Here is a 26,362-nt window from a genome sequence, read left to right as displayed (position 1 = left end):
CGATATCTGTTAAATGCAGTGACTTATCTTTATATTCGATGAATTACATTTCTATTTATAACGTAGGAGATGATCTTATGGCTGATCGCTTTATTTTTGCAGGTGTTATTATTGTCGTTGTTGTTATTGCCTTTGTAGTGGTTGCTGAACTACCTATTTATCAATTTAATCATGTACCACGATAACTACTTTTGGTAGACATTTACTTTGACTAATTTCTCTATAATAACAATTATGATCCAAATTGGAAGGTAGCGATGCGAACCTCTTTTGAAAGTTTGAGATAGACATCATGCTTACCTGTAACGCCTGTGATTGATGTATGCTCGGTACTCCAATGCTGTTCTCCAGATGCACTTCCAAGCACAATTACACCTACACTGGCCTGATCTACTTGATCCAATACAATCTCAATCTTCGCTTGATCTTCGGTAGTCGCGATTCGAGCTTCAAAGTGTTCTACCCCTGTACCAAAGTCTACATCTTGGAATAGTATCCATGCTCCGTCTGTAATTGCTTCTACGACAGCGCCACCTTCTTTGGATTCGCCAAGCTGTACATGATGATAGTTATCATAATTTTCTGCTACTGTAGTAACCGTAAGATTACGCGCAGGAATCACCTCTCCATTCACCTTGATACCGATATGCTGGACAATATCTGCTGAAGAACGTCCGATCATCAACGTATAAGTACCACTCTCTACACAATACTGATTACGTGTAACATCCCAGAATGCTAATTCTTTCACCGGTATTGTAAAATGTACTGTCTGCGACTCTCCAGCTACAACGTGGATACGACGGAAAGCTTGTAACGTTTTGAGCGGACGCTTCACACGAGAATGATCAGCACGAGTATATAACTGTACTACTTCTTCGCTGTCAGTCTCACCGATATTGGCTACATTGACAGATAATTCGATCACTTCATCTGCTTCTACTTCAGACGAGACCACCTGAATATTGTTGTATTGGAAATTTCCATAAGTTAGACCATGACCGAACGGATATAATACATCGCCTTCAAAGTACTGATACGTTCTACCTGTACGAATAATATCGTAATCTCGAATATCACTTAGCTGTTCTTCAGAACGATACCATGTCATATTCAGACGGCCTGCTGGAGCATAATCTCCGTATAATACATCAGCTACCGCATTACCTAACTCTTGCCCTACATGAGAAAGATAGATAATCGCTGGAATATGTTCTTCCACCCATTCCATTGCAAATGGATAACTTCCTACAACGACAACTACTGTATTTGGATTAACATTGTATACTTCCTGTACCAGTTTGAGTTGAGATGCTGCTAATTCTAGGCTTGGACGATCAATCTCTTCTTTCCCATTAATCAATGGATTGTTGCCTACAAATACGATAGCGGTTTCTGCTTCTTTGGCTGCTGCGATCGCTTGCTCTAGTCCATTTTCAATCACTGTCTTTTCAAAAGAAGCCTGTTCGTCTAGCGATTCCGGTATGTCTACGATCGTTAGTTGCCCGGAAGTCGGATCTACTGAAACGGTTTTGCCATTCCATGTTGTGATCGCTGTTTTGCCATCTGCTTGAGGTTGAAGTCCAAACACTTCTTTGACAAACCAACCGTAAGCTTCATCGGCAGATGCTGTGACGATGCCTTGCTCATCATTGCTTGTCCAATATTTCTGCTCGGGAGAACGTAACGTATAACTGCCGAATCCCCAATCCGACAATTCAAATACTGTCTGCTTTGTTGTAGACTCGCTAGCAGCACTGAGTACACCTGTAATCGGTTTGTTCGACTGAATTTCATTAGGATTACCTGATGTGGCTGGAGCTGTTGCTGAATCTTGTACAGCATCAGGTTGGATCGACAATGGTGCACCTGTTGCTGTTGACGTTAAAGTGACTCGATCATTACCATCTTGATAGAGTACTTTTCCAGTCGTTTTACCTTGAATTCCTTCTAACGCTGTAATCGCATAAGGCAAAGTGCCCGAATACCAATCTCGATACACCACATTACCAAGTTCTCCAATTACCGCTACATTTCCAGTAGACGTTTTGGATAATGGTAAAGTCTGATTGTCATTTTTGAGCAATACAATCGATTTACGTGCGGCTTCTAGTGATAGTGCTGTAGCTTCTGGTGTCATCATCGCTTCTTCCCCGATATGAGCATAAGGGTTCAGTTCCGCAGGATCGAATTCACCTAGTAGAAAACGAACACGAAACGTATTGAACAATGCCTGATCAATCTCTTCAAATGTTAACTGACCATTAGCCAAAGCTTCCCGCAAAGCTATTTTGGATAATTCTGCATCATCGGTAATACTATCTATTCCGGCTTTGACAGATTCAGCAACACCCGGTGTATGGGAATCATAATAAAGATGATCGTTCTTGATTCCCATCACATCGCCTGCATCACTCACAATAAATCCATCCATTCCCCATTCGCCTTTGACCACTTCATTTACCAGTGGATGAAGAATAGCTGGCGTCCCATTGATCGAGTTATATGCTGTCATCATCGATTTCGCTCCGCCTTCTACAAAAGGCTGTTCAAACGCTTTTAAATAATATTCACGCATATTCCGCGGATCAATACTGGATGAACCACTGCCCCGTTCTACTTCATTATTGTTACCAAGAAAATGTTTTAGTGTCGCTACTGCTTTGAGGTATGTAGGATGATCGCCTTGAATTCCTTGTACAAGATGGCTGGTCAACTCACCGGTTAATTTGGGATCTTCCCCATAAGCTTCTTCATTACGTCCCCAACGTGGATCACGCTCCATATCTACTGTAGGCGCCCATAATGTTAATCCATTCACTTCTGGATTACGCTTATACACTACTCGAGCTTCATCTGAAATCACATTCCCGATTTTCTTCATCAAGTCTGCATCCCATGTACAAGCCAACCCTGTCGGTTGCGGGAAAAAAGTAGCTTTGCCTAACCAGGCTATACCATGTGCCGCTTCTGTCCCATGCTTATATCCGCCTAGTCCTAAACGCTCAACAGCAGGCTGATACTGCAACATCGATTCGATCTTTTCTTCGTCTGTTAAATGCGATACCAAATCGCGTACACGAGTATCTGTATCTACTGTATGGTCTTGAAATAAGTATTTTTGATTTTGTTCCATATTGTTATATCTCCTTTAAGTTTATCGTCATTTTATTAATATTTGGAAGGTTATTATTCTATTAATGTCACTTCTACTTCGTACCTCATTGTTATATTAAAACAATACATATTCAAAAGAAAGCCCTTACATACCAAAACACCCATCACTAATTAGCGTAATAATTAGTGATCGAAATAAACAAAAAGAACAGTATCCTCTATAAAGGAACACTGTTCTTCAGCCTATCGTTTTTATTTTAATAAATCTGCTAACGGATCGCGTGAAGGCGATGTGTTTGGTGTCGATGATGGCGCAGAGCCGGATGTAGAACCTGTAATAGATGCAATCGGATCGTTTTTCGCATCTGCGCTATCTAATCCTAGACGCTTGGTCATCATATCGTTAATACCGGATAATTTGACAGTGTAGTCTTTACAACTAGCAATAATATCGCGGTTCGATTGTTCCGAGTTATCTAGCGCAGACATCAGATCGTTGATCGCCTGATTAACCGATTCCAAAGACATCGCTGGCTTTTTGAGTAATTCTGCGGAACGTTCACTGTTGACTTTTAGCATTTCAGCATTGCGCTTGAATTGATCTTCAATCGTCTGATTCACACTTTCAACAGCGTTAGCCACACGTTCTTGATCTTCAATAGCAAGTGCAATCATCGCTGAAATTTTGATTAAATTCGCTGCTTTGTAGACCGAATCATTGACCGAATCAATCAATTTATCATTCGTATCATTCACGATATCTGTTGCCGCGATAGCTTGGTTAAATAGCATAATATTTTCAGTCATCGATTGAATCCGAGTGACCACTTTGCGTAGACCACGTTCTAAGTATACTTTTCGCGGGGCATTTTCAGGCTTCTGGATTTCTTTTTCAAATAAATCTTTCAGCTTGTTGCCCATTTCAATCTTATATTGGAGTTGATAAATTTCTTCTAATGAATTGCGTTTGAGTGTACGCATACTAATCATATTTTCTTCGAGGTTGTCTTTGCCATCACGAAGCCCGATTACAATCGCATCTACATTCGTTTTGACCGATTGGTATTTGTATACGTAATTTTTGATCGGTGATTTGCGTAACAATTTACCGAATAGTCCCACATTTTTGCTTTGCTGTAATTCTTCACATTCGTTACGAAGCGATAGGATTAAGTTAGACACTTCTTTGGACTTGCCACTCATAAGATCATTCACTGGACGGTCTAGCATCTGTAGCGTCTGTCCTGCGCGCTCCTGTGTCTGCATTCCAAGCTTACCGACTTCATCCATCAACGTATCTAACTGCATCTGATCAGCTTGTGATACCCGCTGAATAATCATCGATGCTTCTTGCATCACTTTGTGTTCATCTTCTTTTTTTAACGTAATAGGTTGACTTGCCATAAGTTCTTCCTCCTTATTATCAATAAACATCTTCTTCATACTGAAATAGATATTGTACCGTCAATCAGGAGTAGCGTTGGTGAAGAAGTTCTGCTCTTGTCTGTAACTCCATCAAGTCTTTATGTTCTATCGTTTTGACGATATGCGTAATCCGGCTATCTACATCTCTAATCCCATCCAACAATACACGTCTATTTTTGGATTTGGCTTCGCCACTCAGTCTTAGAAATGGATTGATAATACTATTCAAATCTTTCAGCACCAGCCGCTTGACTGTATGATTGATCTCATCGTTGTGAAGCTCGCCTAACATCGGCAATACTCGTTGTAATCGTAAAAACAAAGAACAGGACTTTTCAACAATCTCATTATCCAGATTGTTTTTCTGTCCTTCTGAGATCACCATATCTTCCAGTACAGCCAGATACTCAAGCACAGGCTGGAAAATAGGAGGTACAGCTTCTTGTTCCACAACAGGAGCAGGGCTGGATGAAGATAGACGATTGGCAGGACGTTCTTCGCTAATCGTTGACACAAGAGGTCGATCGGTAGTGAGCGTATCTTGTATATGAACAGGTTCTGCCAGAGGTTTGTCTAGATTAGCGGTAGAACGGCTACTAAGCTTCGCCCAGATTACCCCGGCTAATGTTCCGACAACTGGAAAGATCAGTGTGATATAGTCTTCTGTAAACCAAAATCCTGCTAATATGCCTGCCAGATATCCTACGATACCACCTACGGTCGATTTTCCAAATGTTTTCCAAAACGTCATTAAGGTTCGCCTGCCTTTCGTCTAAAATCATACTACTCTATTCTTATAACCTATCTAATAACATACGGTTTATAGTCAAGATTGTTCCAATTTACGAATGAGTACCGGTTGTTCTACATAACTTGCTAGAATACCGAACTCTGGATGTTGCTTTTCTACTGGATATCCTAAAGCTAATTTTACTGCCAGATAAGGGAAGTCGACACCACTGAGACAAGAAATATGCAATCCGCCAGACATGCGAGGATTAATCTCTAATACTTTCGGAGTATCACCTTGATATTTCAGTTGTAAATTATAATTATACGGAATCTTATAGAACTGCGCCACTTCCTCTGCAATTCGGATCAATTCCGGTACATTCTCAAGTAAACGGGCACGTCCACCATCAGCTTTGCGGCGAGGAACGGCTGCTAACAATTCTCCTGTCGGTGAAGCCAGACAATCAATGCTATATTCATGCCCTTCTAGTACTTCCATAACCATAAGCTCAGGGAAAGACTCAACCGAAGACAAAATTTGAACCGTTTGCTCATAAGAAATATTTACATTAGGCACATCCAACAATTCTTGCAAAGCATTATAATTCGATTGGATCACGCGGAATCCAAGCCCACCTTCAGAACGTGTTGGCTTAAAGCATACCCCTAATCCTTTGCTACTCAGATCATGATACGCTTTTTTAAATTCTTCCACATTGTGCACCAGATGATATTCAGGCACAACCATCAGACCATTTTGCTCCACAGACCGATAAAAGTTCCCTTTATCTTCGATTACATCAAGCAATTCTAGATTCGTACAAGCGACGACTTTGACACCGATCGCTTCAAAAGAATGAATGGCTCTTACAATATTGATCATCCGCCAGCGTGGAACAAATACATCGATTTTATGACGCTTACAGAAATCCAGGCAATACGCTACATACTCATCACCCGGCAATGCCGGTTCAATCTCAGTGTAATCACATGCTTGAAATGAAACATGTTCAGCATCACGATGTGTACCATAAATTTCAAATTCTAGTCCATCTGGATTATGACGAATATTGTTCATATAATGATATCCGACAGCAAACCAACGATTGAACCAGACACGTACCTTATGACTCATAGCTGACTTTCCCTTCTTGATCTAACGTAGCCACTACATATTGCAAAATCTCATCTGCCGCAAAAATACCAGAAGTTGATGTAAATGAATAATGACGCAGTGCAGGTTCTGCTATCGATTCACGATACAATTCACCATGTGCCGGAGCTATCGAATAATCTGCTACATCCAGCAAGCCACGATCCAAAATTGAATCACCAGAAGCGATCACTTTTGAAGCGCCTACTCTTTGTTTTACTTCTGCAATTGCGCGATTTTTACTCACTGTAAAAGGAACTAGATAGACTTTGCGACCTTGCACAGACATTCCCCAACCGAATGCTTCTAATTGTGGTTGCAAAGCAAGCACTTGATCCAAAGGCATCTGTTCGCGATCAACAACGATCGAATAAAACGTATTTTCCCAGAAATGTTCAGCCACGATCCAACTTGGATCAGACACAGTGTGAAACAAAGCTAATGCTTCTGCCGCAGGTGCGGACTTGGAATACACATCTGCCAAAATGTGTTGGTGCCACTCTTGATCCACGACACCATCAACTAGAATATTCGCCCCGTTACTGGTAATCGCATACTGAGGAATTACGTTATTTTGAAAAATATGAATACGCGCATATTGATCCAGTGTACGAGTCGTTACAGGTACAAACGTAATCTGCTGAGCAACTGTCTGTAGTTGCTCAAGCGTAGCTATCGAAATATAAGAAATAATCCGTTCTTTGTACGTTTCCGCAGGTTGCATTACAGATAGATCAACATCCATACCCATCGAACGTACCGAATAAATTAACGTCTGATCCAGATCACTGGCATAGATCATTCGCTTTCCCCCTGCCTCGGCTTAATAATGCCACAGCAAGAATACGTCAGATTCGGATAGACTTCGACAGGAACACCGCGATCTTGAGCGAGTAGCAAAATATGACGCAGATTCGGATTGTCTTCACGATCGACAAGAATTTTCCAGGGTACACGACGTAACAAGACGCGTGTTGTCTCACCAACGCCCGGTTTCACTAGATTGATATCTTCGATCCCATACTGATCTTGAATCGAACGAATATCAGCTAGACCTTGCCAGCTTATCGCTACAGGAGAGTCTAATAACTCCTGTGCTTGCTGCTTCGCTTGTTCAGCAATCGCCGGGAAATACGAACATACTTGATCGACAAACACATTAGATAGATCGCTATCTAACCATTCTTTATAAAACTTTGCTCCATGAAAATCATGCTCATCAATCAGATCATCACGTAATACCGTTCTACTCATCAATCCAGATACCGTCGAGTTCAGACAAGCACTTGGAATAAGGAAATCTTCGCGTGTGCCATACGTATCCGAACAGAATCCCGGATCAGCCAGTACCGCTAGATCATCATTCAGACGAATACCGTAATCTTTTTCAAATTGATCACAAGCTTGAATCAACACCTGACGAATAGCGCCTTTTCCTGTCCAACCATCGACAAATTGCAATTGTTGATCTGCACCATGTTGTTGGAAGATGTATTTTAGTGCATTCTCATCGATCCCTTTACCACGAATAATTGAGATACTATAATGCGGAACATCCAAACCGTATTGTTGCATTAAATAACGCTTCATCAATATACCGATAGGAGTACCTGCTCTTGCTAATGAAGCTAAGACTAAGTTCTTCCCACGCTTATGCAAAATCAGTTCACTCACAACACCTGCTGCCAGAGCCACTTTTTCAGCAGATTCGGCAAGCGTTTCGTGAAATAACTGAATATATTCAGGAGTTGGTTGGTATTCTACAGGTAACATTTCAGAATAATGCGTTCCGGTCTGGATCGCTTCTTCGCGTTCTTCTGTTCCGCGCTCTAAATTAACATTGCTCAGATCTTTCAGTAGAAAAATCACATCGGATGGATTGTAGCTTCCAAGAGGTTCTGGATGTGGTAAGGGGAATGCTAGCAATTGCTCTTGTTTATGTTGATTCATGTTATATCCCTTTCTCTTGCACCATTTGAGGCCCACAGATCACGATATGAATCTGCTGGAACAGCTTGGAGCGCAATACATCGATTAATGGTTGGATACGTTCTTGAGGGATATCCCGTTCTAAAAACACAAATACATCGTCATAGTGTTCTTCTGGAATATTATATACAAAATTAGTTACACTACTATCTTCGGGGGACGGGAAGGTATCTCCTGTCTGAATACTGTAATGCGGCATAAGAGAACGATAAATAGGACTACGTGTAGTAGAATGGAAAAGAATACCTTCACCCATTTCACTGCTAATCCGCATCGGAATATACATAAATTCTTCCGTACCCAGACACAATGTACGTTGACCTGCTCTTTGCTTACCAAGTAATTGGGCAGCTTTGGCGATACTAAGATCATTAGATAGATTGTCATGGGCTCCAATACCGAACCGACCTGTACCTGTCATAAATGAAGCTTGATTCTGTTGACCATTTCCATCAATAGACGCATAACCTTCTTGCTGTGCGAATAAATGATTCAGATAGATAGTATCTACAGGAATATCTGCTAATTGCTCATGCAAAGTCATCGGATCATGAGTAAGGCTAGGTTGTCCATGAACAGTAATCTGACCTTTGATCAGAGATAGCGCTGTTATCGTTATATTCAGTTCTTGTTCCAAATCTGCAAACCGCTGTACATGTGCATCTTCTCGCCAATCGAGTAAGGAAGCAACATAATACGTATCACGAGGATACTCTGCATGGATTTCACGAATAATATTAAGGGCTGTTTTGCCAGTAGTGATCTCATCGTCCACAAGAATAATAGGATCATTGCCTGTGATCATACCTTCTGATTGGGCATAACAGCGATGTGCTGTAGCATGGGAATGTTCTTCTTCAAATGTAATTACCGAGGAAAGACCGGCGATATCATGCCTGGTCGTATGTACATATTGAGCTCCCCGATCAAACACTTGATACATACTATGACCTAACGCTGTCGCTGTCTCGGCAAAGCCGATAAACGATACAGGCGCAGGTAAAACAAGCTTTAGATTCATCAATTCATGATAGGCTTCTGCCAAGCCTTCACCTGATGACATCGCTTGTAAAATGCGAGGAAGTAACGCTGTTATCTTGGGATCGGATTGTTCCCGCATATCATTGTAAAGTAATAACGATAATACTGCTCCACTCAGCAATGACAAATAAGGATCAACCGCCAGATGTTTGCCCAGTACTTTGCTGACAAATAAAAACGAGCGCTTGGGATTAATACGTGCTGCCATTGTAAATAAGTGATCTAATTCTAATTGAAAAGGATTCTGTTGTACTTCGACGTCTACCGTTAAATTTTCTAAAATCTTATACGTATATACGTTGTTCCTGCTCTGAGAGAAGGGAGATGAAATGTTGTTGTTCATGTAGCACCCCATAAATTTGTGATCTTGCTATAATTTTTTGCGCCCAATTTAAATGAGGTTTGATTTCATTCATTTTGTTAGCATAGCCACTTTTAAATACACCAAGTTCGCCGTTATTGTTGCGAATAATACTTTCCGCATCTTCAAATTCTTCGCGAGTCACTGTATATAATGATTGTACCAGACCGATATGTGTAGGATGAATAATCGTTTTGCCTACGATTCCGTTTTCTTTATCCATCACCACTTCACGAATCAAGCCATCTACATGACGGTTAATATATTCTTTGCGCAATTTGCGTCCATCATCACCCAATGCTTCTTCAAAAGGAGACTGACGTAACATCGGTTTGAGTACCCGTTCTCCATTAGCAAAGTATTCCCACACTGGCCCTGAAATCACATATGGTGAATCCATACGACCGAATAAGTTAATAATATCAGACATGCAGTCACGAATAGGAGCAATATCGTAAATCGTCATATCAGGGCTACGACGTAATCCAAATAAACTTGAAAAGTCGGTTGCACCAATACGTACATTCAGCACATAGGGCTTATACATATCCAGTATTTTTTTGATCGCTAATAGATGTTCTATACGTGTTTCCCGATAGATAACAGCAGCCGTCTCCAAAATAGGCAATCCGTACAAGACAGGCGCATTGGTATCTTTCTCTTGATTATAACGTGCAATCGCTTGAAAATACTGCAATCCCTGTTCAGGGTCGAATTTGGGCAACATAAAGCCGGTAATCAATTTCATTTTTTCACCTAACTGCTCAATCATTCGCTCTAACTGCCCGATACTACGCACACGAATAAATAACAGTGGTAATTGATCTCGGTGTATTTGCTCTTGCTGTAATTGAACATACAATTGGGTCAGTTGTTGGACTAATGATGCTTCAGCCATCTCTACCTGATGATCTCCAACCGCATCTTCCAGATCCAACACCCATGAAGTTAGACCTTGATGTCGCTCTGTCAAAATATCTCTAGCAATCGTGGGACGTGTTGCAGGACAATAGAGTGCTGCGCCTACGGCATACGCCAATAGTTCCTGTTCGGAAGAGTTATTGTAATGAATCGGTGCCGAATAGAACAATTCTTGTTCTTCTTCAAGCGATAAATAGTTAAAGTAACGCATAAGTCTCCTCCTTTGATGCACCGAAACTTTGGCTTGCAAGCCGCCGTATAATAAATAAATCCCTCCTATTGTGCAGGCAGGAGGGATCATCCAATCTGTTGTAGCAGCAATTCTGATTAAGACTGTTCTTTTTTACGACGGATCGAACTAATGACCATCGTTCCTACAAACACCACAATAAGAATTGCAAAAAACAACACTTGAGAAATTTCAAAACCAAATGCGCCGACAATCATTTTCACTGCAATAATCGCAATTAAAATAAATGCTGTTTTCTCGAGTTCAGGGAACTTATTAATCAGTTTCAAGAACAATTGAGCGACGCCGCGCATCATTAAGATCCCGATAATACCACCCAGGAATAATACCCACACTTCGTTACTGATACCAAAAGCCGCTACAACGCTATCAATACTAAAGGCAATATCCATCATTTCAACCATCAAAACGGTTTTCCAGAAAGACATTGGCTTGTTCTGTACTTCGTCTTCGTCTCCGCCTTTGAATAATCCTTTGTACGCAATATAGAACAGATACAATCCGCCAATGACTTTGACTGCTGTAAATGTAACCAGATACGTTCCAAGACCAATCGCCAGAAAGCGGAAAAGATAAGCTCCAAGAATACCGTAGAACAAAGCTTTTTTCTGCTGTTTCGGTGGCAAATGTCTGACCATAACGGCTAACACAAGCGCATTGTCAGCGGACAATAATCCCTCTAATAGTACAAGACTTGCAATAACTCCCCAGCTCACTGGATCGGATAGAGTTGCAGCAATCTCACTCCATGAGAAGAAGTGACCGTAGTTATCAGCAATACTTTGAAAAAAATTACTGAACCAGTCCATACATCGTCCTCCATATACACTTCGTGTGTTAAGCGTGATGTCCACATTCTAATTATTTTAGAGGTGTATCAACACTTATAATACCGAGTTTTGTAAATTCTGTGTATGTTCAAGATCATCGTATGCATCAGTAGCCTAATCTTTGCTACCTGCTTTCCACCGCATGCCCCAATTGAAAGCACGATCCATATCTGAATGACCTTTGAAATACTGAACCAACTTTTCGATACTAAAAGTTTCATTACCCACATTTTGGATCATTGCAATCGCACACATCGGACTACGGTTATCCGCTTCGTCCAGACGCACGATAATATCAGGGCCATTTTGTTGGGAGATCGTCACGACACCATCGGCATCTGTCCAACGTGTAATACCTTCATAGATAAACGAAAAGACCAGAATACGCTTAATTTCGGATATTTTATTACCGTTAATCCGCATATTTTCGCCACCTGCTACAGCACCGGTTCGATCATCACCGTCTAGTGCTACAAACGGCCAATTTGTCAAAGAACCAAACGAATTACCAAGTGCTTGTACAACACCTTTATCACCATCTTGTAATTCATACAGACAACCTAGATCCAGATCGACTCCTGAACTACGTTTGAATAATCCTTTTTTCTCCTGCCGATTCCAGTTCAGATTAATCAATAGTTCACCCAGTGAACCACCTGTTTTTTTCTGAAGATTGATGACATCGCCTTTTTTCTTCAGTTCAATCTTGGACAGATTTAAGTTTACTGAAGGTGTAGGAGCCGGTGTTGGCGCTGGAGGAGCAGGAGGTGGAGTCGATGGTCGATTAAGATTCATCGGCTTCGCTGGTGTTGGAGCAGGCGTTGGCGGCGGTGTTGGTATTGGAGCAGGTGTAGGAGGTACTGGCGGCGCTGGTGTTGGTACTGGCGTATCTTCTACCTCTACGCCATAACTGCCGCATAATTCTTTCAATCCGCCAAAATAACCTGCTCCGACTGCCGCAAATTTCCATTCGGTCTGATATCTGTAGAGTTCCCCTACAACAATCGCAGTTTCCGATGAAAACTTGGAATCCAGATCATAGCGGAAAATCTCTGCGCCTGTCGCTTCATTAGTACAACGTAAGTATGTGCGATTCACCTGACTAAAATTTTCTGTCGGCTTCTCGCTGTTATAGATCGTAAGTGTAATCGCAATTTTTTGAATATCTTGCGGAATTGCTCCTACATTCACTTTGAATTGACGGGCATCACTACCTGTCGCATTTTCAATATAACTAATAAAAGTATTGCTAGGATTACCGTAAAAAATAAGATCGTTATCGCTTTTCACTTTGCCATTTTGCTGTAGTAAAAAAGCAGAAGTATCTAATTCTAACGAAGCTGGTGCTTGCCATCCCAGTGAAATAATAAGTTGTTGAAGTCCTGGCGTTGTTTTGGTTACGTCTGTTTTTTGACCTTTCACAATAGCTACACTCATAATGATTTAACCCCGTAATGTATGACGTAAAAGATTCACTGTTCTTCTTTATTTTAGCATTAAATCTATGCGACGAGTTAAAAAAAATAGGGCAGGAAACCCACCCTATTCATGTATAGTTCATGCTTTTGCCTTATTTGTTGAAACAAGCGGATTATACTGGTAATCCGTAGTTCTGACACAATGCAGCTAGACCGCCTGAGAATCCACTACCGATCGCTTGGAACTTCCAATCAGTACCTTGACGGTAAAATTCGCAGAATACGACTGCTGTTTCGGTAGAGAACTCTTCACCTAGATCAAAGCGCAAAATCTCACTGCTGTTATCTTCATTGACTACCCGTACAAAAGCAGCACTCACCTGTCCAAAATTCTGTCCACGCGCGTCTGCATCATGAATAGTTACAGTGATACCAATACGTGAAATGCTAGCAGGGACTTTGCTAAAATCTATAACGATCTGCTCGTCATCTCCATCGCCTTCACCGGTACGGTTATCTCCTGTATGTGTTACAGCACCATTATAAGTAGTCAGATTATTGTAGAATACAAAATCTGCTTCTGTTTTGGCTTTTCCATCTTCATACAATAAAAATGCAGAAGCGTCCAAGTCAAAATCACTACCACCGCTGTATTTGTTCGTATCCCAGCCTAGACCTACCACAACACGTGTAAGTCCTGGGTTCGTTTTCGTGAGGTCGATGCGTTGCCCCTTGGATAAATTAATAGTCATCCTCTGTTCACTCCTTACCATCACTAGATTTAGTAGTTGGTGTCTATTGTATCGAGCGTGTACTGCAACAAAACGGAGCTATATTTTCCGCTCCGCTTTGTTAACAGTATATTTTGAAAAGATATGAAACTAGATATTTTGCTTTGCAAAAATCATGTTTTGATTGAACTTGGTCGCACTTATATTGCCAAGTGCTTGATCGCGTTTATATTGTCAAACGCTAGATACCAAGCGTTTATTGCAAGCCGTAGTCGCGTGTCAAACCTGCAAGACCGTCTTTGTAACCATTACCGATAGCGTTAAATTTCCACTCTGCGCCATGACGGTACAATTCACCTACAACTACACCTGCTTCGATAGAGAAATCTTCTCCTAGATCGAAACGGATCAATTCTTCGTTGTTATCATCGTTTACGATACGAACGTAAGCGTTAGATACTTGACCGAAGTTTTGGTTACGAGCTGCTGCTTCATAAATTGTGATTGTAAATGCAATTTTGTCTACATCAGCAGGTACGTTAGGGATGTCTACTTTGATTTGCTCATCGTCGCCATCGCCTGCGCCTGTACGGTTGTCGCCTGTATGTACGACAGAACCATTTTCATTTTGAGGATTGTTGAAGAAAATAAAGTTTTTCTCGCTAGCTACTTTACCTTCAGCATTCGCGCAAAATACAGATACGTCCAAATCGAACTCTCCGCCGCCATCATATTTATTCGTATCCCAACCAAGACCTACAGTGATTTTGGATAATCCTGGATTACTTTTCGTTAAATCTACTTTTTGTCCTTTAGATAAGTTAATTCCCATGTTCTATTCCTTCTTTCCATGTGTATGATTTGGTGTTGCTTTGGAAGATAACGCTTACCGATTATGAATATTGGCGAGCCAAAATATCGATATGTGCAGCCTGTTTTCCTTGACCAATTGCGTTAAATTTCCATTCTGATCCATTACGATAAATTTCACCTGTAATCAATGCCGTCATACCGGAATAATCATCGGTCAGATTAAAGCGAACCAATTCCTGTTGATTCTGTCCATTTACAATACGAATGTATGCAGACGAAATCATACCGAAATCTTGTTTGCGTTGTTCTGCTTGATAAATATTAACCACAACGAGCACTTTATGCACATCAGCAGGCACTTTAGAAAGATCGATATGGATTTGCTCATCGTCTCCTGCACCTTCACCTGTCAGGTTATCCCCGCTGTGTTTCACAGAACCGCAACCACTTGTCAAGTTATGAAAGCAGACCAGATTCGTAGCTTTGGTCAATTTATCATTTGCGTCCAATAGAATCGCTGAAGCATCACAGTCGATATCTGCTTTGGCTTTTTTCATACCAAAGAATCCTTTAGACTTTGTCTCTGCGGGATCCCAACCCAAACCAACTACCAGTTGATTCAGACCGCTATTGCCTTTGGTTAAATCAATTTTTTGACCTTTGACTAAGCTGATACTCATAAAATGATATGACCTCCTTTGTAATACTGATATGTAATACTGTGATTACCGGAGAATCGTTTCAACTTTTTTGAAACTGTCTTTATTTTTGTCCGAATTACAGTCCAAACTCAGAAGCATTCAAGCCTAGAACTGTAGCAATTTCACGTACAACGGCTTGCTCTTGAGGATCAAAATCACCATCAGCTGAACCGATTGCACTACATACGCCGATCAACAATCGACCTTCTTCTGGTTTGCTTTTGAATTTGCTGATCGCTTTAAGCGCTTCTTGCTTACCAATGATCGCATCAAATTCAAAATTTTCGACATAATGATTAAAGCGAGCGATAACCAGACTCATATCAAACACTTTTAATTGTTCGTTGCGTCCGATATAACCTGCCATTTTTTGCTTCTCATCTGCACTGATATTTCCATCTGCTGCCGCTACAAGAGCACAACCTGCTACAATCGCTTCTAAAAAGTCCTTATTTTTGAACTTTTTCATCTGATCATTCAAGTTGTTTTTTGTACTGTTTAACCATGATTTGAATGCACTCATATCGATCACCTCCTATTTATCATAAACCAATTTGAAGCAGACCTCTAGTTTTGCAAATTTACAGAGAATACAGAGCTTTCTCTATGCCTATATTTTCCCACAAGTTATCAAAAAAACCAAATTTCCCTTTTGAGTTTGCAGGTCGATCTCAGCAGAAAAATAGTCTCTTCTCTCATAATAAGCTACAGTGCACTTACTGAAACAAAAAGCACCTCAATCTGGAATATTTCCGAGATCAAGGTGCTTCTGTAATCATGCTATTTATGGTTCCTACCTTTACGTTACACAGTTCTACGTGGGGCGCATCACTGGGCAGAGTACCATGTTGCTTGGCTACTCTTGCCCCTGATTATGACACATGTTTGTAAAACAACGATTTTTGTTTTTTTGTAAACAACGATTTATTTTAAATCTATACAAAGATATAACAGATCTATACGATTAATGAGTAGGATGATTTGATTTGGTGGCATTGAAGGAATCGCCAAAAAAATAACTGGAAATCATATCACCAACGGTAAGTACAACGACTGCAATTACAGCAGATGCCACAGCTTCATATACATTCACATGAATACCATACATCCACACCAGAAAGATAATCATCGCCGGGATCAAATTCCAAATCATTTTCTTTTTGACACAATCCGTAAACACAATGCTGACTTTGCTCATTCATAAGCCTCCATATTAGAAATATAAAACAACAACTTATAGAATATACCACAAAGATATCCAATATAAACCATTTCACCTTTAATTTTTTGGAAATATTTTGAAATCATTATAGACGGTCAGTAAACACCAGAAAAGAGCGTGATCTGTAGGCGATCATGCTCTTTTCTGGTCTTCTCTATTCATTTAGGGAATGTTGGGTGTTCTATGATATAAACTAATTTACTACTTATGTGGTATGTTGCTAAAGAATTCTTCGGACTCACTACGTTTACTTGCTAAGGTATTGCTAGTTATTTCTATATTTCTATAGGACAGCTAGTTACATCTACAAGCTACTTTACTATGGGTATTGCTATAAAGCTTATAAGCTATTGGTATATTAGGATTGTAGTGAGATCCTGCCAGCCAACATTTGTACTTCGACGTGTCCGTTTATATGACAGTAGTGAAGTAACTTGTATCTTTATTATTACAGGAGTTTTCAAAAAACGGATTCTTTTATTTTGTAATCATAACCTTTTTTTGTAATCTGTGAGTGTTTACTCCCAAATTCTATAGGTCAATAGAACCCTTATACCAAGTTACTAAAAAAGCTACTCTGACATTTTAAGTAACTTATATAATAATAAAAACTATCATTTTCTGGAATCGTAAAAGGAATATTGTATTTTTCGGAGGTGCTTACCGTTTATGAGCACACTGGATACAGTACGCTCTCATATTGAGCAAGAACTTCAAAACAGACAAATCAATTTGACTCAGTTTGAAAAGATGTCTGGTATTAATCGTGGTGTACTCAGCGCAACATTGAATAGTAATCCACCCCGATCGATATCGATCAACCAGCTAGATCGTATGGCCGCTGCTCTCGATCGACCGGAAGGCTGGTTATATGAACAATATATAGAAGAATGTTTTGCAAGTAGTAAAGTGAACTGGCGACGTATTCGGGCTTTATTTCTGCGCTGTATTGAATTAGATCGAAACGTTTTGATTGAACATACATTGAATTTGCTGATGGAAGATTATCGGTATGTACCTTATGTGTTTGATTTAGCAGAAGAATTGGTGCTTAACGGTCAACAGGAACACAGTGTTCCGTTCTATATCTGTGTTATCGAAAACGAACGTCAGCAACATGCAGAGCGCCTAGCAATCAGTCAATATCGGCTATTTCGCGCTCAGTTGAGTGAAGATATAGAGCGTAACAAATCAGCAGTGACTTTGTTCTATCCTTATCGTGATCGTATCCCTGACCATTTGAGATTGGATGCCTTATTACAAATGGCAAACGTGTATTATACCGTACAGGAATGGGATCTAATGGAGCAAGTGACCGATGAAATGAGTGTGCTCGTTCACCGGGTCTATGAGGAAGAATGCAAAAAAATGGATCAGCAAGGTCAGAATTATGTCCCTCTGTCAACCGAAAGACATTTGGTCTGGTATTACGGACAAAGTTATTTAATAAAATCTATTTTTTTCGAATATACAGGTAGATATGAAGAAGGCTTGAAGTATGTTGATGGATATAAAGACTTGAGTTGGTTCAAATCACTTGATGAAGTTGGACATCTTGAAGTTTATAAATTAAAAATAGCAGCCGAAGCTAATTTGTATAATCTACAGCTAATGCTTGGTAAGACAGAATGTTTAGAAAATTATATTACTTTTTTAAAAGAAAATCCGTTTGAAAAATTACCTAGTTTATTAACTATTTTAAAAGCCGCTAATATTAATCATTTTTGTATTGATTCTGTTCTTAATACATTTTTACCTTATCCTGATAATAATATTAAATTTGAAATTGGCTATTACAAAATTAATACTACTTTTAATACTATGTTGACTGATTTTTACTATGAATTAGCCATTTATCAAGCTAAAAGAGGCTATCCTTTAGAAGATTTTAAAAATACGTTGAATACATTTGATATGTCATTACGTAGATATAATATGAGTCGTACAATGGACTATACGTCTTTGATACAACATTTTATTCGTTCGATGCCTTAATACAACAGTCAAGAGGTGATCTGTATGGACAACCGAATAGCCTTATGTACGGAGTTAGAAAATGAGATTTCTAAGCAAGGTTATTCTCTTAGTCGTTTCAGTCAAGTTTCTGGAATCAATCGTGGCATTTTAAGTGCCACTTTGAACGGAACTCCTCCCAAACCGATGTCAATTAATCAATTAGATAGTATGAATGCTGCTCTGGGCAAGCCAGAAGGTTGGCTATATGAGCTATTTGTAGAACAATGCTTTGACGAACAAGGTAAAACGAATTGGCGACGTGTGAGCGCACTTCTAATCCGTTGTATTGAACTGAATCGAAACGTTTTGATTGACCGCATTTTGTGCTTGTTGCTTGAAGATATATCATATCTCAATCATGTTTTTGAATTGGCTGAAGAACTAATTGGAGACAACCCGAGTGACAGTGTCATGCAGTTGTATGAATGTGTCGTAAGCAATGAGCGCAACTACCAAGCGGAACGGCTGGCAATCAGTCATTACCGCATTTTCCGCTATTCGATTAAACGGGATATTAAACAGAATTTTATAGCTGCTGTCACTTTTCAAGTTTTTTGTGATCGTTTGCCTGATAATTTAAAGTTAGAAGGTTGGACACAGTTAGCAATTATTTATTATACCGTTCAAGAATGGGAAATGATGAATCAATACGCTGATATTTTAATCAAATATACAAAGAATTTGTACGATACAAATCGTTATCTTCATATCGAAGCTGAACGCCCTTTTATAAAATATTATGGTCAAGGTTACTTATTTAAAGCTACTTTTTATGAAAAAACAGAAGACTACGACAAAGCAATTATGTACACATCAATCTATGCTGATTTAAGCTGGTTTATTTGCAATGATCTTGAGTCTAAACAAGAAATTAAAAATTTCAAAATGTTTGCTGAAGGTAATATGTATTGTTTTGAGTTGTATAAAGGTAATTTCGAGGTAATAGAAGATTACGTGTGCTACCTTCAAAATTACAAAGGAGAAATTATTCCCGGCATGCTGACTATTCTTACAGTAGCTAATAAGTTCGATATGAATATTGATCATATACTCAAAACCTTTCATTCCTATATTACTAGCAATCCGTACGTTAATTCATATCAAAACAAATATATTATGGATAACCAGTATACAAATGTTTGCTATCAACTTGCTTTATATCAATCGAAACATCAAAAGGAACCTTTAGAATTGAATAAAACGATTGAACATTTAAAAAAATCGTTGCGAAAATGCAATATGAGTCTGACATTAGATTATACCTCTTTAATCCAAAATGTACTTCGTTCCATGCTTTAAAAATACTCTAATATATCGAGGTGAACTGCATGAAACATCGAATAACCCTAATCACTGAACTAGAGTCCGAAATGTATAAGCAGGGTTATTCGCTTAGTCATTTTAGCAAAATTTCTGGAATCAATCGGGGGATTTTAAGTGCGACTTTGAATGGAAACCCTCCCAAAATCATGTCTATTACTCAATTGGATTCTATGGCTAAAGCTCTTGGCAAACCTGAAAGCTGGCTGTATGAATTATTTATAGAACAATGCTTCTCAGAAGAAAACAAAGCTAACTGGCGACGTGTTCGTGCGCTTTTACTTCGCTGTATAGAACTTAATCGGGATGATCTGATTGGCGATATTTTAAATTTGTTGATGGAAGATCCTACTCATGTTGCTCATGTATTTAATCTAGCAGAAGAATTAGTGGAGCAAAACCAGACTGTAGTAGCTATGCCTTTTTATGAATGTGTGATTGAAAATGAGCGGAATTATCATTCTGAGCGATTAGCAATTAGTCATTATCGTTTATTTAGAGCCCGGATTAGTCCAATTATCGAAAACAATCTCAGACTTGCGATGGTATTTCATCCTTTTCGTAATCGCTTACCCGATCATTTTCGGCTTGAAGCTTTATTAGAATTGGCGAATATCTATTACACTGTGCAGGATTGGAATATGCTTATAACATCTGCAGACGAACTGAATCTATTATCTAATATTATTTACAAACAAGAGTGTAAACGAAGAAAAAAGAATATAGCGAATTCAGCGCCTATCTTCACAAGACCTCTCGTTACTTATTATGCTCAAAGTCATCTGATGAAATTTGTAGCTTTAGAACATATGGAGAAGTATGATGAAGCTCGTCCTTACTTAAAAGAGTTCTCGGATTTGAGCTGGTTTGAAGGTCTAGACGATCTAGGAAAAGAACATGTGGAAAAATTTAAAATATATGCGCGGTTCAATGAATTGAATTTGGAACTGTTAACTGGACATACGGATAAATTAGTAGACTATTTTGAATTATTAAAAGCTAATCCTAGCGAAGCGTTACCTAGCTTACTTATTATCTCAAAAGCAGCCAACAAATATGATATGAAGATAGATCATATTCTCGCATACTTTGACGATATTATTTATCCAAATGATATTTTAGATTATATTCATCAAGCTAGATTTCTACGAGATCACTATCAAAATATCCCCATCGGAATTAGTCGCTATATCAATATTTATTATCAATTGGCTCTTTATCAATGTAATCGTAACGTCTATGATGAAAAACTTGAAAAAATTCTATTGGCTCTAGAAACATCTGTAGAAAAATATAATCGTGGACGCATTATGGATTGTCTGGAGTTATTTAAAAAATTACGTGAAATGCCTAGAGAAAACAAAGAATAATTGACGAACTATGCTAACTATTTAACTTCATATCGTTGACCTATAAACTGAGGTGAAATCGATGAATCATCGAATAACTGTACGGGACGAATTAGAAAAGGAACTTGATCTTCAAGGACATTCACTGAGCCATTTTAGTAAAATATCAGGAATTAATCGAGGGATATTAAGTGCGACTCTGAACGGAAACCCTCCTAAACCCATATCGATCAAACAGTTGGATCAAATGACTCATGCCTTAGGAAAAGAAGAAGGCTGGTTGTACGAGCAATTTATGAATGAATGTTTTGAAGATGGTAAAGCCAATTGGAGACGTGTCCGTTCTTTGCTAGTTCGTTGTGTAGAATTAGAAAATCAAAAATTAATTGTACAAACACTATATCTTTTAATGGAAGACGTATCATATCTTGCAAATATATTTGAATTTGCAGAAGATCTAACTCAAGAAGGAAGAACATTATCTGCGCTACCCTTTTACCAATGTATTATAGAACATGAAAGGCAATCATATAGTGAAAGAATGGCTGTTAGTCAGTATCGCATATTTAGACAATCAATCGATAAAAATATTGAGAACAATCTACTTTTAGCTATACAATTCAGTCCTTATCGAGACAAACTTCCTTTAGCTTTGACGATAGACGCTCTATTACAGCTTATTATTATTTGTTATGGTACTCAAGATTGGATATTAGGCGAACACTATGCGGATGAATTGATTTCCTTAATTCAAATGATAATCAAACAACAAAAAAAGAAAAATACTTTCAACTCTTTAGATACTCCATTTACTTTAGTCTATTATTATGCTCATTCGTATTCTATGAAATTTGTTGCCAAAGAGTATACAGCAAAATACGACGAAGCCCTTCTATTTATAAATGAGTTTGCTGATTTAAGTTGGTTTCCAGGTCTAGATGAAGCAGGTCTTCACGAAGTAGAACGATTTAAGCTGTTTGCTATTTTCAATAGGCATAACATTGAATTATTACAAGGAGATTTTTCAAGATTAGATCAATATATTGAGTTAACGGAAAAACATCCTAAAGAAACGCTAGCAAGCTTGCATATGGCACTTAAAGCTGCAAATATGCATAATTATACCGTTGATCTGGTCATTAATAAATTTAGTGAAATTATTTATCCTGATGATCTTATTCAATATATTAATCAATATACTGAATATACAGAGCAGACAGGAGTTAGTCGTTATATTAATCTTTATTACCAATTAGCACTTTATCAATGCAATAAAGGAACATATGACGATAAGCTTGAAAGAATTCTGCTAGCTCTGGAATCGACTGTAACCAAATATAACAAAAGCCGAATATTAGATTGTCTTGAGCTATTTAAAAAGCTTCGACTGATTTCTAAAAATGGAAAATGAGTACCCAATAAGACATAGAAACCATAACTTCCCTTGTATGGTAACTATGTCTTTTGTGATTCCTAAATTTTAAAGATTTAATTAAAAGTAATTGACCCTTGTTCAAAGCGTAATGTATAATGTAATAAATTTGAATTTCATGGGGTTACTGGGGCGCAACAACGGGAAACTTTCAACATAAAGGGGTGTGTTCGGTTATGATTACCAACACCACAACCATACGGCTTGAGATTGAAAAAGGAATTCGACAAAAAGGACATTCATTAAGCAGCTTCGGTAAACAGGCTGGAATCAACCGTGGTATCATCAGCGGAATCTTGAATGGTAATCCTCCAAAGTCGATTTCTATTCGGCAGTTAGACTTAATGGCAGAAGCTTTGGGTCATGCGGAAGGCTGGATGTATGAGTATTATGTGGACGAATGTTTTATTAATGAAAAAGCAGACTGGCGTCGGATAAAAGCATTTTTATTGCGTTGTACAGAGATTGGTCGGTATGACTGTATTAAAGAAGTTCTTGATCGTCTGATGGAGGATTTGAATAATACGATTTCGATCTTTGGATTGGCTGAAGAATTGTATGATGAAGGCAAGGTACAAGAGTCGTTGCCATTCTATGAATGTGTGATTGAAAATGAGAAACATCAACATTCTGAGCGACTAGCTATTTCGCACTATCGAGTATTTAGAGCTTCAATTGGAGAAAATACAGAAGATAATTTTAGAGCTGCAATCCGCTTTGAACCATTTAGAGACCGATTGCCTGAGAACCTTATTTTAGATGGTCTTTTAAATTTAGCTATAATTTATTACACTCTTCAAAACTGGAGTATTATGGAAAGATTTTCAGATGAATTACGTTCAGTTATTAAGACAGTATACGCTATTGAAGAAAAGAAATTAGAAGATACTAAAAATTATGAGTCTTTAGATACAGAGAAGCCTTTAGTAGTATATTATGGTCAATCGTATTTAATTAAAGGTGCAGCGTTAGAACATCAGGGGAAATATAAGGAAGCCAAAACTTATATAGAACAATACATGGATTTAAGTTGGTTTAAAATTCTTGACGATAATGGAAAAGAAGAAGTTTTGAGACTTTCACATTTTGCTACTGCTAATATGTATCTTATTGAAGTATTAATGGGTAATACAGCTGTTCTTGATGATTACGTAAATTTTTTAGATAAACACCCAGATGAAATTTTATCTGCAATGTCAAATATTTTAAAAGCTGCAAATGACTACAATTTTGATATTGATGATTTACTAATAAAGTTTAAAGATTCTCTTGATTTTGATAATTTGTCAGAAAATTCTTATAGCAAAGTAGCAATTATAATAAGTAGATATATTAATTTTCATTATCAATTAGCTATTTATTTAGCTAAAAAATCTAAATATTATGACGCTATTGAGAATTTATTAAAGAGTTTAAAATTATCTATTAAGATATACAATAAGAATAAAATATTAGATATTATAGCTTCAATAGAAAAAGCTAAAAATCTTGCGAAACCTGCTCAATTAATTGAATATGAAACTATGTTGAAAGGAGTTGGCAATAATGAAAAAATTATTGATTTCAATAACCTTACTAGTGAGCTTAACTAGTGTAACTTTAATATCTTCTGGCTTATCTCATACTCAGTTCCAAACAACGGATCATGGAGTAGGAGGATAGTAGTAAAATTTAATCTTGTATTATATAAAAGCTTTTAAAGATCTATCAATTTAAATTGATAGATTATTTAAAAGCTTTTCTTATTAATTGCTATTTATAGTTTTTTACTTTCCATTCCTCATAATTCCCCAAATTCACACTCAATGCCCCACCATCCAGACTCCAAATCTGACCAGCTATCCTATTAATAAAATACCGATCATGCGATACGGTCAGTATCGTTCCTGGAAATTCTTCTAATGCTTCTTCCAGTGCTTCTCGCGCAGAAATATCCAGATGGTTGGTCGGTTCATCCAGAATCAGCAGATTCGGGCGTTCGTGCATAAGGATGGCTAGACGGAGACGGCTCCATTCGCCACCGGATAGACCGGAGACTTTTTTGAACACGTCTGATCCATAAAATAAGAACTTCGCTAACTGTCCTCTAGCTTCGCCTTCTTCCATCTTCGCCGCCAGCTTGAACCATTGCAGTACTGTTTCCCCTAGATCAGGTGGAGCAGCTTCTTGTGCCAGATAACCTACTTCAGTACGCGATCCGAGTGACAATGTGCCACTATCGATGGCTTCTTGCTCTAGTATCATGCGTAATAAGGTTGTTTTGCCTGCTCCATTGCCACCGATAATCGCAGCATTTTCCCCATACCGTAATAGCGCAGATGCTTGATCTAGCAGTACTTTTTCTCCATAACGCTTACTCACTCGATCCAGTACCAATACACGATCTCCTGAACGATCTTTCTGTCTCAAATCCAATTCGATCTGCGCACGATCCATGATCGGACGTTTAACTTTTTCCATCCGATCTAATGCTTTCTGCATCGAAGCGGCTTTGCGGTGGAATGATGGGTTAGGTGGATTGGAACGGTTGCCCCACTCAATTAGACGTTTGATTGACTCTTTGATGCGTTTAATCTCTTTTTGCTGATCTTTATAATCTTCGAATTGTCTGACCAGCCGGCGCTGTTTCTCGTCTCGATATGCCGAATAGCTCATCGGGTACGCGGTTGCTTCTCCGTCCTCTAGTTCTACAATTTGATGGACTACTTTATCTAAAAAATAACGATCATGCGAGATCACGACTACCGTTGCTGTCGATTGGCTGATAAATTGCTCCAACCAGACGACAGCATCCATATCCAGATGGTTGGTTGGTTCATCTAATAATAAGATATCTGGATCGGTCAGCAACAATCTAGCAAGACCGACTTTGGTCTTTTCTCCACCAGATAGTCCTTCGAACAAGCGATCATAATGTTCGGTAGGAATCCCCAGCCCATTCGCTATCCGGTCGATTCGAGCAGACATTTCATAACCACCGCCACGCTCGAAGGTATCCAATGCTTCTCCGTACTGTTGCAATACACGTTGCATTTGCTCTTCTCCCAGATGTTCGTCTGACATCTGTATACTTAATTGCTCCATTCGCTCTTGCAATTGGGTGAGATGAACAAAGCTTTCTTGCAGAACTTCTAAGATTGTAATATGTGGAGCATAGACAGGCATCTGTTGCAGATAGCCCACTCTGGCTCCTTTTTGTATATGGACTTCACCTTGAAAAGGTTTGTCTTGACCCGATAAAATACGAAATAGCGTTGTTTTGCCTGCTCCATTCATTCCGATCAGACCGACTTTGGCTCCACTCTGAATTTCAAAAGTAACATTCGTTAACACATGCTCGGCACCATAATATTGTTGAACCTGCTGACAGGCGATCATAATAGACATATTGTTCATTCTCCTCTGAGTGTATAAAGTAGAGGGAAATGCGCTTCTGCCTTGCGACTGCTTGATATCCATAAGATGAATAATGAATAGCACAAAAAAAGCCGCAGGGAAATGTCCCAGCGACTTCTCTGTTTTTGCTTGCATCAGAGCAGAC

At 38.8% G+C, this 26,362-nt stretch carries 21 protein-coding genes; 5 read left to right on the top strand and 16 right to left on the bottom strand.

Annotated features, from left to right (window positions below; genetic code table 11):
* Window positions 1-232: 232 nt before the first annotated feature.
* From ACFSGI_RS21085 to ACFSGI_RS21015, 15 genes are all read right to left on the bottom strand, one after another.
* Entirely contained in the window at window positions 233-3,136 is a 2,904-nt protein-coding gene (locus ACFSGI_RS21085; protein ID WP_204826167.1) for a glycoside hydrolase family 3 C-terminal domain-containing protein, read from the bottom strand.
* A gap of 233 nt (window positions 3,137-3,369) precedes the next feature.
* Window positions 3,370-4,521 (bottom strand): toxic anion resistance protein, encoded by a 1,152-nt coding sequence (locus ACFSGI_RS21080; RefSeq protein WP_204826166.1) that lies wholly within the window; start codon window positions 4,519-4,521, stop codon window positions 3,370-3,372.
* A gap of 64 nt (window positions 4,522-4,585) precedes the next feature.
* Complete coding sequence (locus tag ACFSGI_RS21075; RefSeq protein WP_204826165.1) at window positions 4,586-5,293, bottom strand: hypothetical protein; 708 nt, start codon at window positions 5,291-5,293, stop codon at window positions 4,586-4,588.
* A gap of 75 nt (window positions 5,294-5,368) precedes the next feature.
* Window positions 5,369-6,409 (bottom strand): ATP-grasp domain-containing protein, encoded by a 1,041-nt coding sequence (locus ACFSGI_RS21070; RefSeq protein WP_204826164.1) that lies wholly within the window; start codon window positions 6,407-6,409, stop codon window positions 5,369-5,371.
* On the bottom strand, window positions 6,399-7,229 hold the full coding sequence (locus tag ACFSGI_RS21065; RefSeq protein WP_204826163.1) for an HAD family hydrolase: 831 nt from the start codon (window positions 7,227-7,229) through the stop codon (window positions 6,399-6,401). The genes ACFSGI_RS21070 and ACFSGI_RS21065 overlap by 11 nt, the downstream gene beginning before the upstream one ends.
* Window positions 7,226-8,377, bottom strand: a complete 1,152-nt coding sequence (locus ACFSGI_RS21060) for a cysteine protease StiP family protein (protein WP_204826162.1) — start codon at window positions 8,375-8,377, stop codon at window positions 7,226-7,228. Before ACFSGI_RS21060 ends, ACFSGI_RS21065 begins: the two co-directional genes overlap by 4 nt.
* 1 nt (window position 8,378) lies before the next feature.
* Window positions 8,379-9,800 (bottom strand): phosphoribosyltransferase family protein, encoded by a 1,422-nt coding sequence (locus ACFSGI_RS21055; RefSeq protein ID WP_379284303.1) that lies wholly within the window; start codon window positions 9,798-9,800, stop codon window positions 8,379-8,381.
* A complete protein-coding gene (locus tag ACFSGI_RS21050) occupies window positions 9,742-10,950 on the bottom strand; it encodes an HpcH/HpaI aldolase/citrate lyase family protein (RefSeq protein WP_204826161.1) in 1,209 nt (402 codons plus the stop codon). The genes ACFSGI_RS21055 and ACFSGI_RS21050 overlap by 59 nt, the downstream gene beginning before the upstream one ends.
* Window positions 10,951-11,066: 116 nt before the next feature.
* Window positions 11,067-11,798, bottom strand: coding sequence for a TerC family protein (locus ACFSGI_RS21045; protein ID WP_069327709.1), 732 nt, complete (start codon window positions 11,796-11,798; stop codon window positions 11,067-11,069).
* A 135-nt stretch (window positions 11,799-11,933) separates the two neighbouring features.
* Entirely contained in the window at window positions 11,934-13,256 is a 1,323-nt protein-coding gene (locus tag ACFSGI_RS21040; RefSeq protein ID WP_204826160.1) for a TerD family protein, read from the bottom strand.
* Between the two features lie 154 nt (window positions 13,257-13,410).
* Entirely contained in the window at window positions 13,411-13,989 is a 579-nt protein-coding gene (locus tag ACFSGI_RS21035; RefSeq protein ID WP_204826159.1) for a TerD family protein, read from the bottom strand.
* A 235-nt stretch (window positions 13,990-14,224) separates the two neighbouring features.
* Window positions 14,225-14,800: a TerD family protein gene (locus tag ACFSGI_RS21030; RefSeq protein ID WP_204826158.1), complete on the bottom strand. Its 576-nt coding sequence runs from the start codon at window positions 14,798-14,800 to the stop codon at window positions 14,225-14,227.
* 61 nt (window positions 14,801-14,861) lie between these two features.
* A complete protein-coding gene (locus ACFSGI_RS21025; protein WP_204826157.1) occupies window positions 14,862-15,461 on the bottom strand; it encodes a TerD family protein in 600 nt (199 codons plus the stop codon).
* 97 nt (window positions 15,462-15,558) lie between these two features.
* Window positions 15,559-16,005: a tellurite resistance TerB family protein gene (locus ACFSGI_RS21020; protein WP_204826156.1), complete on the bottom strand. Its 447-nt coding sequence runs from the start codon at window positions 16,003-16,005 to the stop codon at window positions 15,559-15,561.
* Between the two features lie 441 nt (window positions 16,006-16,446).
* Window positions 16,447-16,680, bottom strand: a complete 234-nt coding sequence (locus ACFSGI_RS21015) for a hypothetical protein (RefSeq protein ID WP_204826155.1) — start codon at window positions 16,678-16,680, stop codon at window positions 16,447-16,449.
* 693 nt (window positions 16,681-17,373) lie between these two features.
* On the opposite strand from ACFSGI_RS21015, the gene ACFSGI_RS21010 reads away from it, so the two are divergent.
* The 5 genes from ACFSGI_RS21010 (at window position 17,374) to ACFSGI_RS20990 (ending at window position 24,413) form a co-directional block, all read left to right on the top strand.
* Window positions 17,374-18,699: a helix-turn-helix domain-containing protein gene (locus ACFSGI_RS21010; RefSeq protein ID WP_204826154.1), complete on the top strand. Its 1,326-nt coding sequence runs from the start codon at window positions 17,374-17,376 to the stop codon at window positions 18,697-18,699.
* Between the two features lie 24 nt (window positions 18,700-18,723).
* Window positions 18,724-20,019: a hypothetical protein gene (locus ACFSGI_RS21005; RefSeq protein WP_204826153.1), complete on the top strand. Its 1,296-nt coding sequence runs from the start codon at window positions 18,724-18,726 to the stop codon at window positions 20,017-20,019.
* 29 nt (window positions 20,020-20,048) lie between these two features.
* Entirely contained in the window at window positions 20,049-21,410 is a 1,362-nt protein-coding gene (locus ACFSGI_RS21000) for a DNA-binding protein (RefSeq protein ID WP_204826152.1), read from the top strand.
* A gap of 61 nt (window positions 21,411-21,471) precedes the next feature.
* Window positions 21,472-22,800: a DNA-binding protein gene (locus ACFSGI_RS20995; RefSeq protein WP_204826151.1), complete on the top strand. Its 1,329-nt coding sequence runs from the start codon at window positions 21,472-21,474 to the stop codon at window positions 22,798-22,800.
* Window positions 22,801-22,997: 197 nt separating this feature from the next.
* Window positions 22,998-24,413, top strand: a complete 1,416-nt coding sequence (locus ACFSGI_RS20990) for a DNA-binding protein (protein ID WP_204826150.1) — start codon at window positions 22,998-23,000, stop codon at window positions 24,411-24,413.
* Window positions 24,414-24,573: 160 nt separating this feature from the next.
* Here the strand turns inward: ACFSGI_RS20990 and abc-f are convergent, their stop codons facing one another.
* Entirely contained in the window at window positions 24,574-26,208 is a 1,635-nt protein-coding gene (gene abc-f / locus ACFSGI_RS20985) for a ribosomal protection-like ABC-F family protein (RefSeq protein ID WP_204826149.1), read from the bottom strand.
* Between the last annotated feature and the right edge of the window lie 154 nt (window positions 26,209-26,362).

Origin of the sequence: Paenibacillus nicotianae (genome assembly GCF_042681745.1) — a bacterium.
GTDB classification, from domain to species: domain Bacteria; phylum Bacillota; class Bacilli; order Paenibacillales; family Paenibacillaceae; genus Saccharibacillus; species Saccharibacillus nicotianae.
This window is presented reverse-complemented; position numbering and strand designations above follow the sequence as displayed.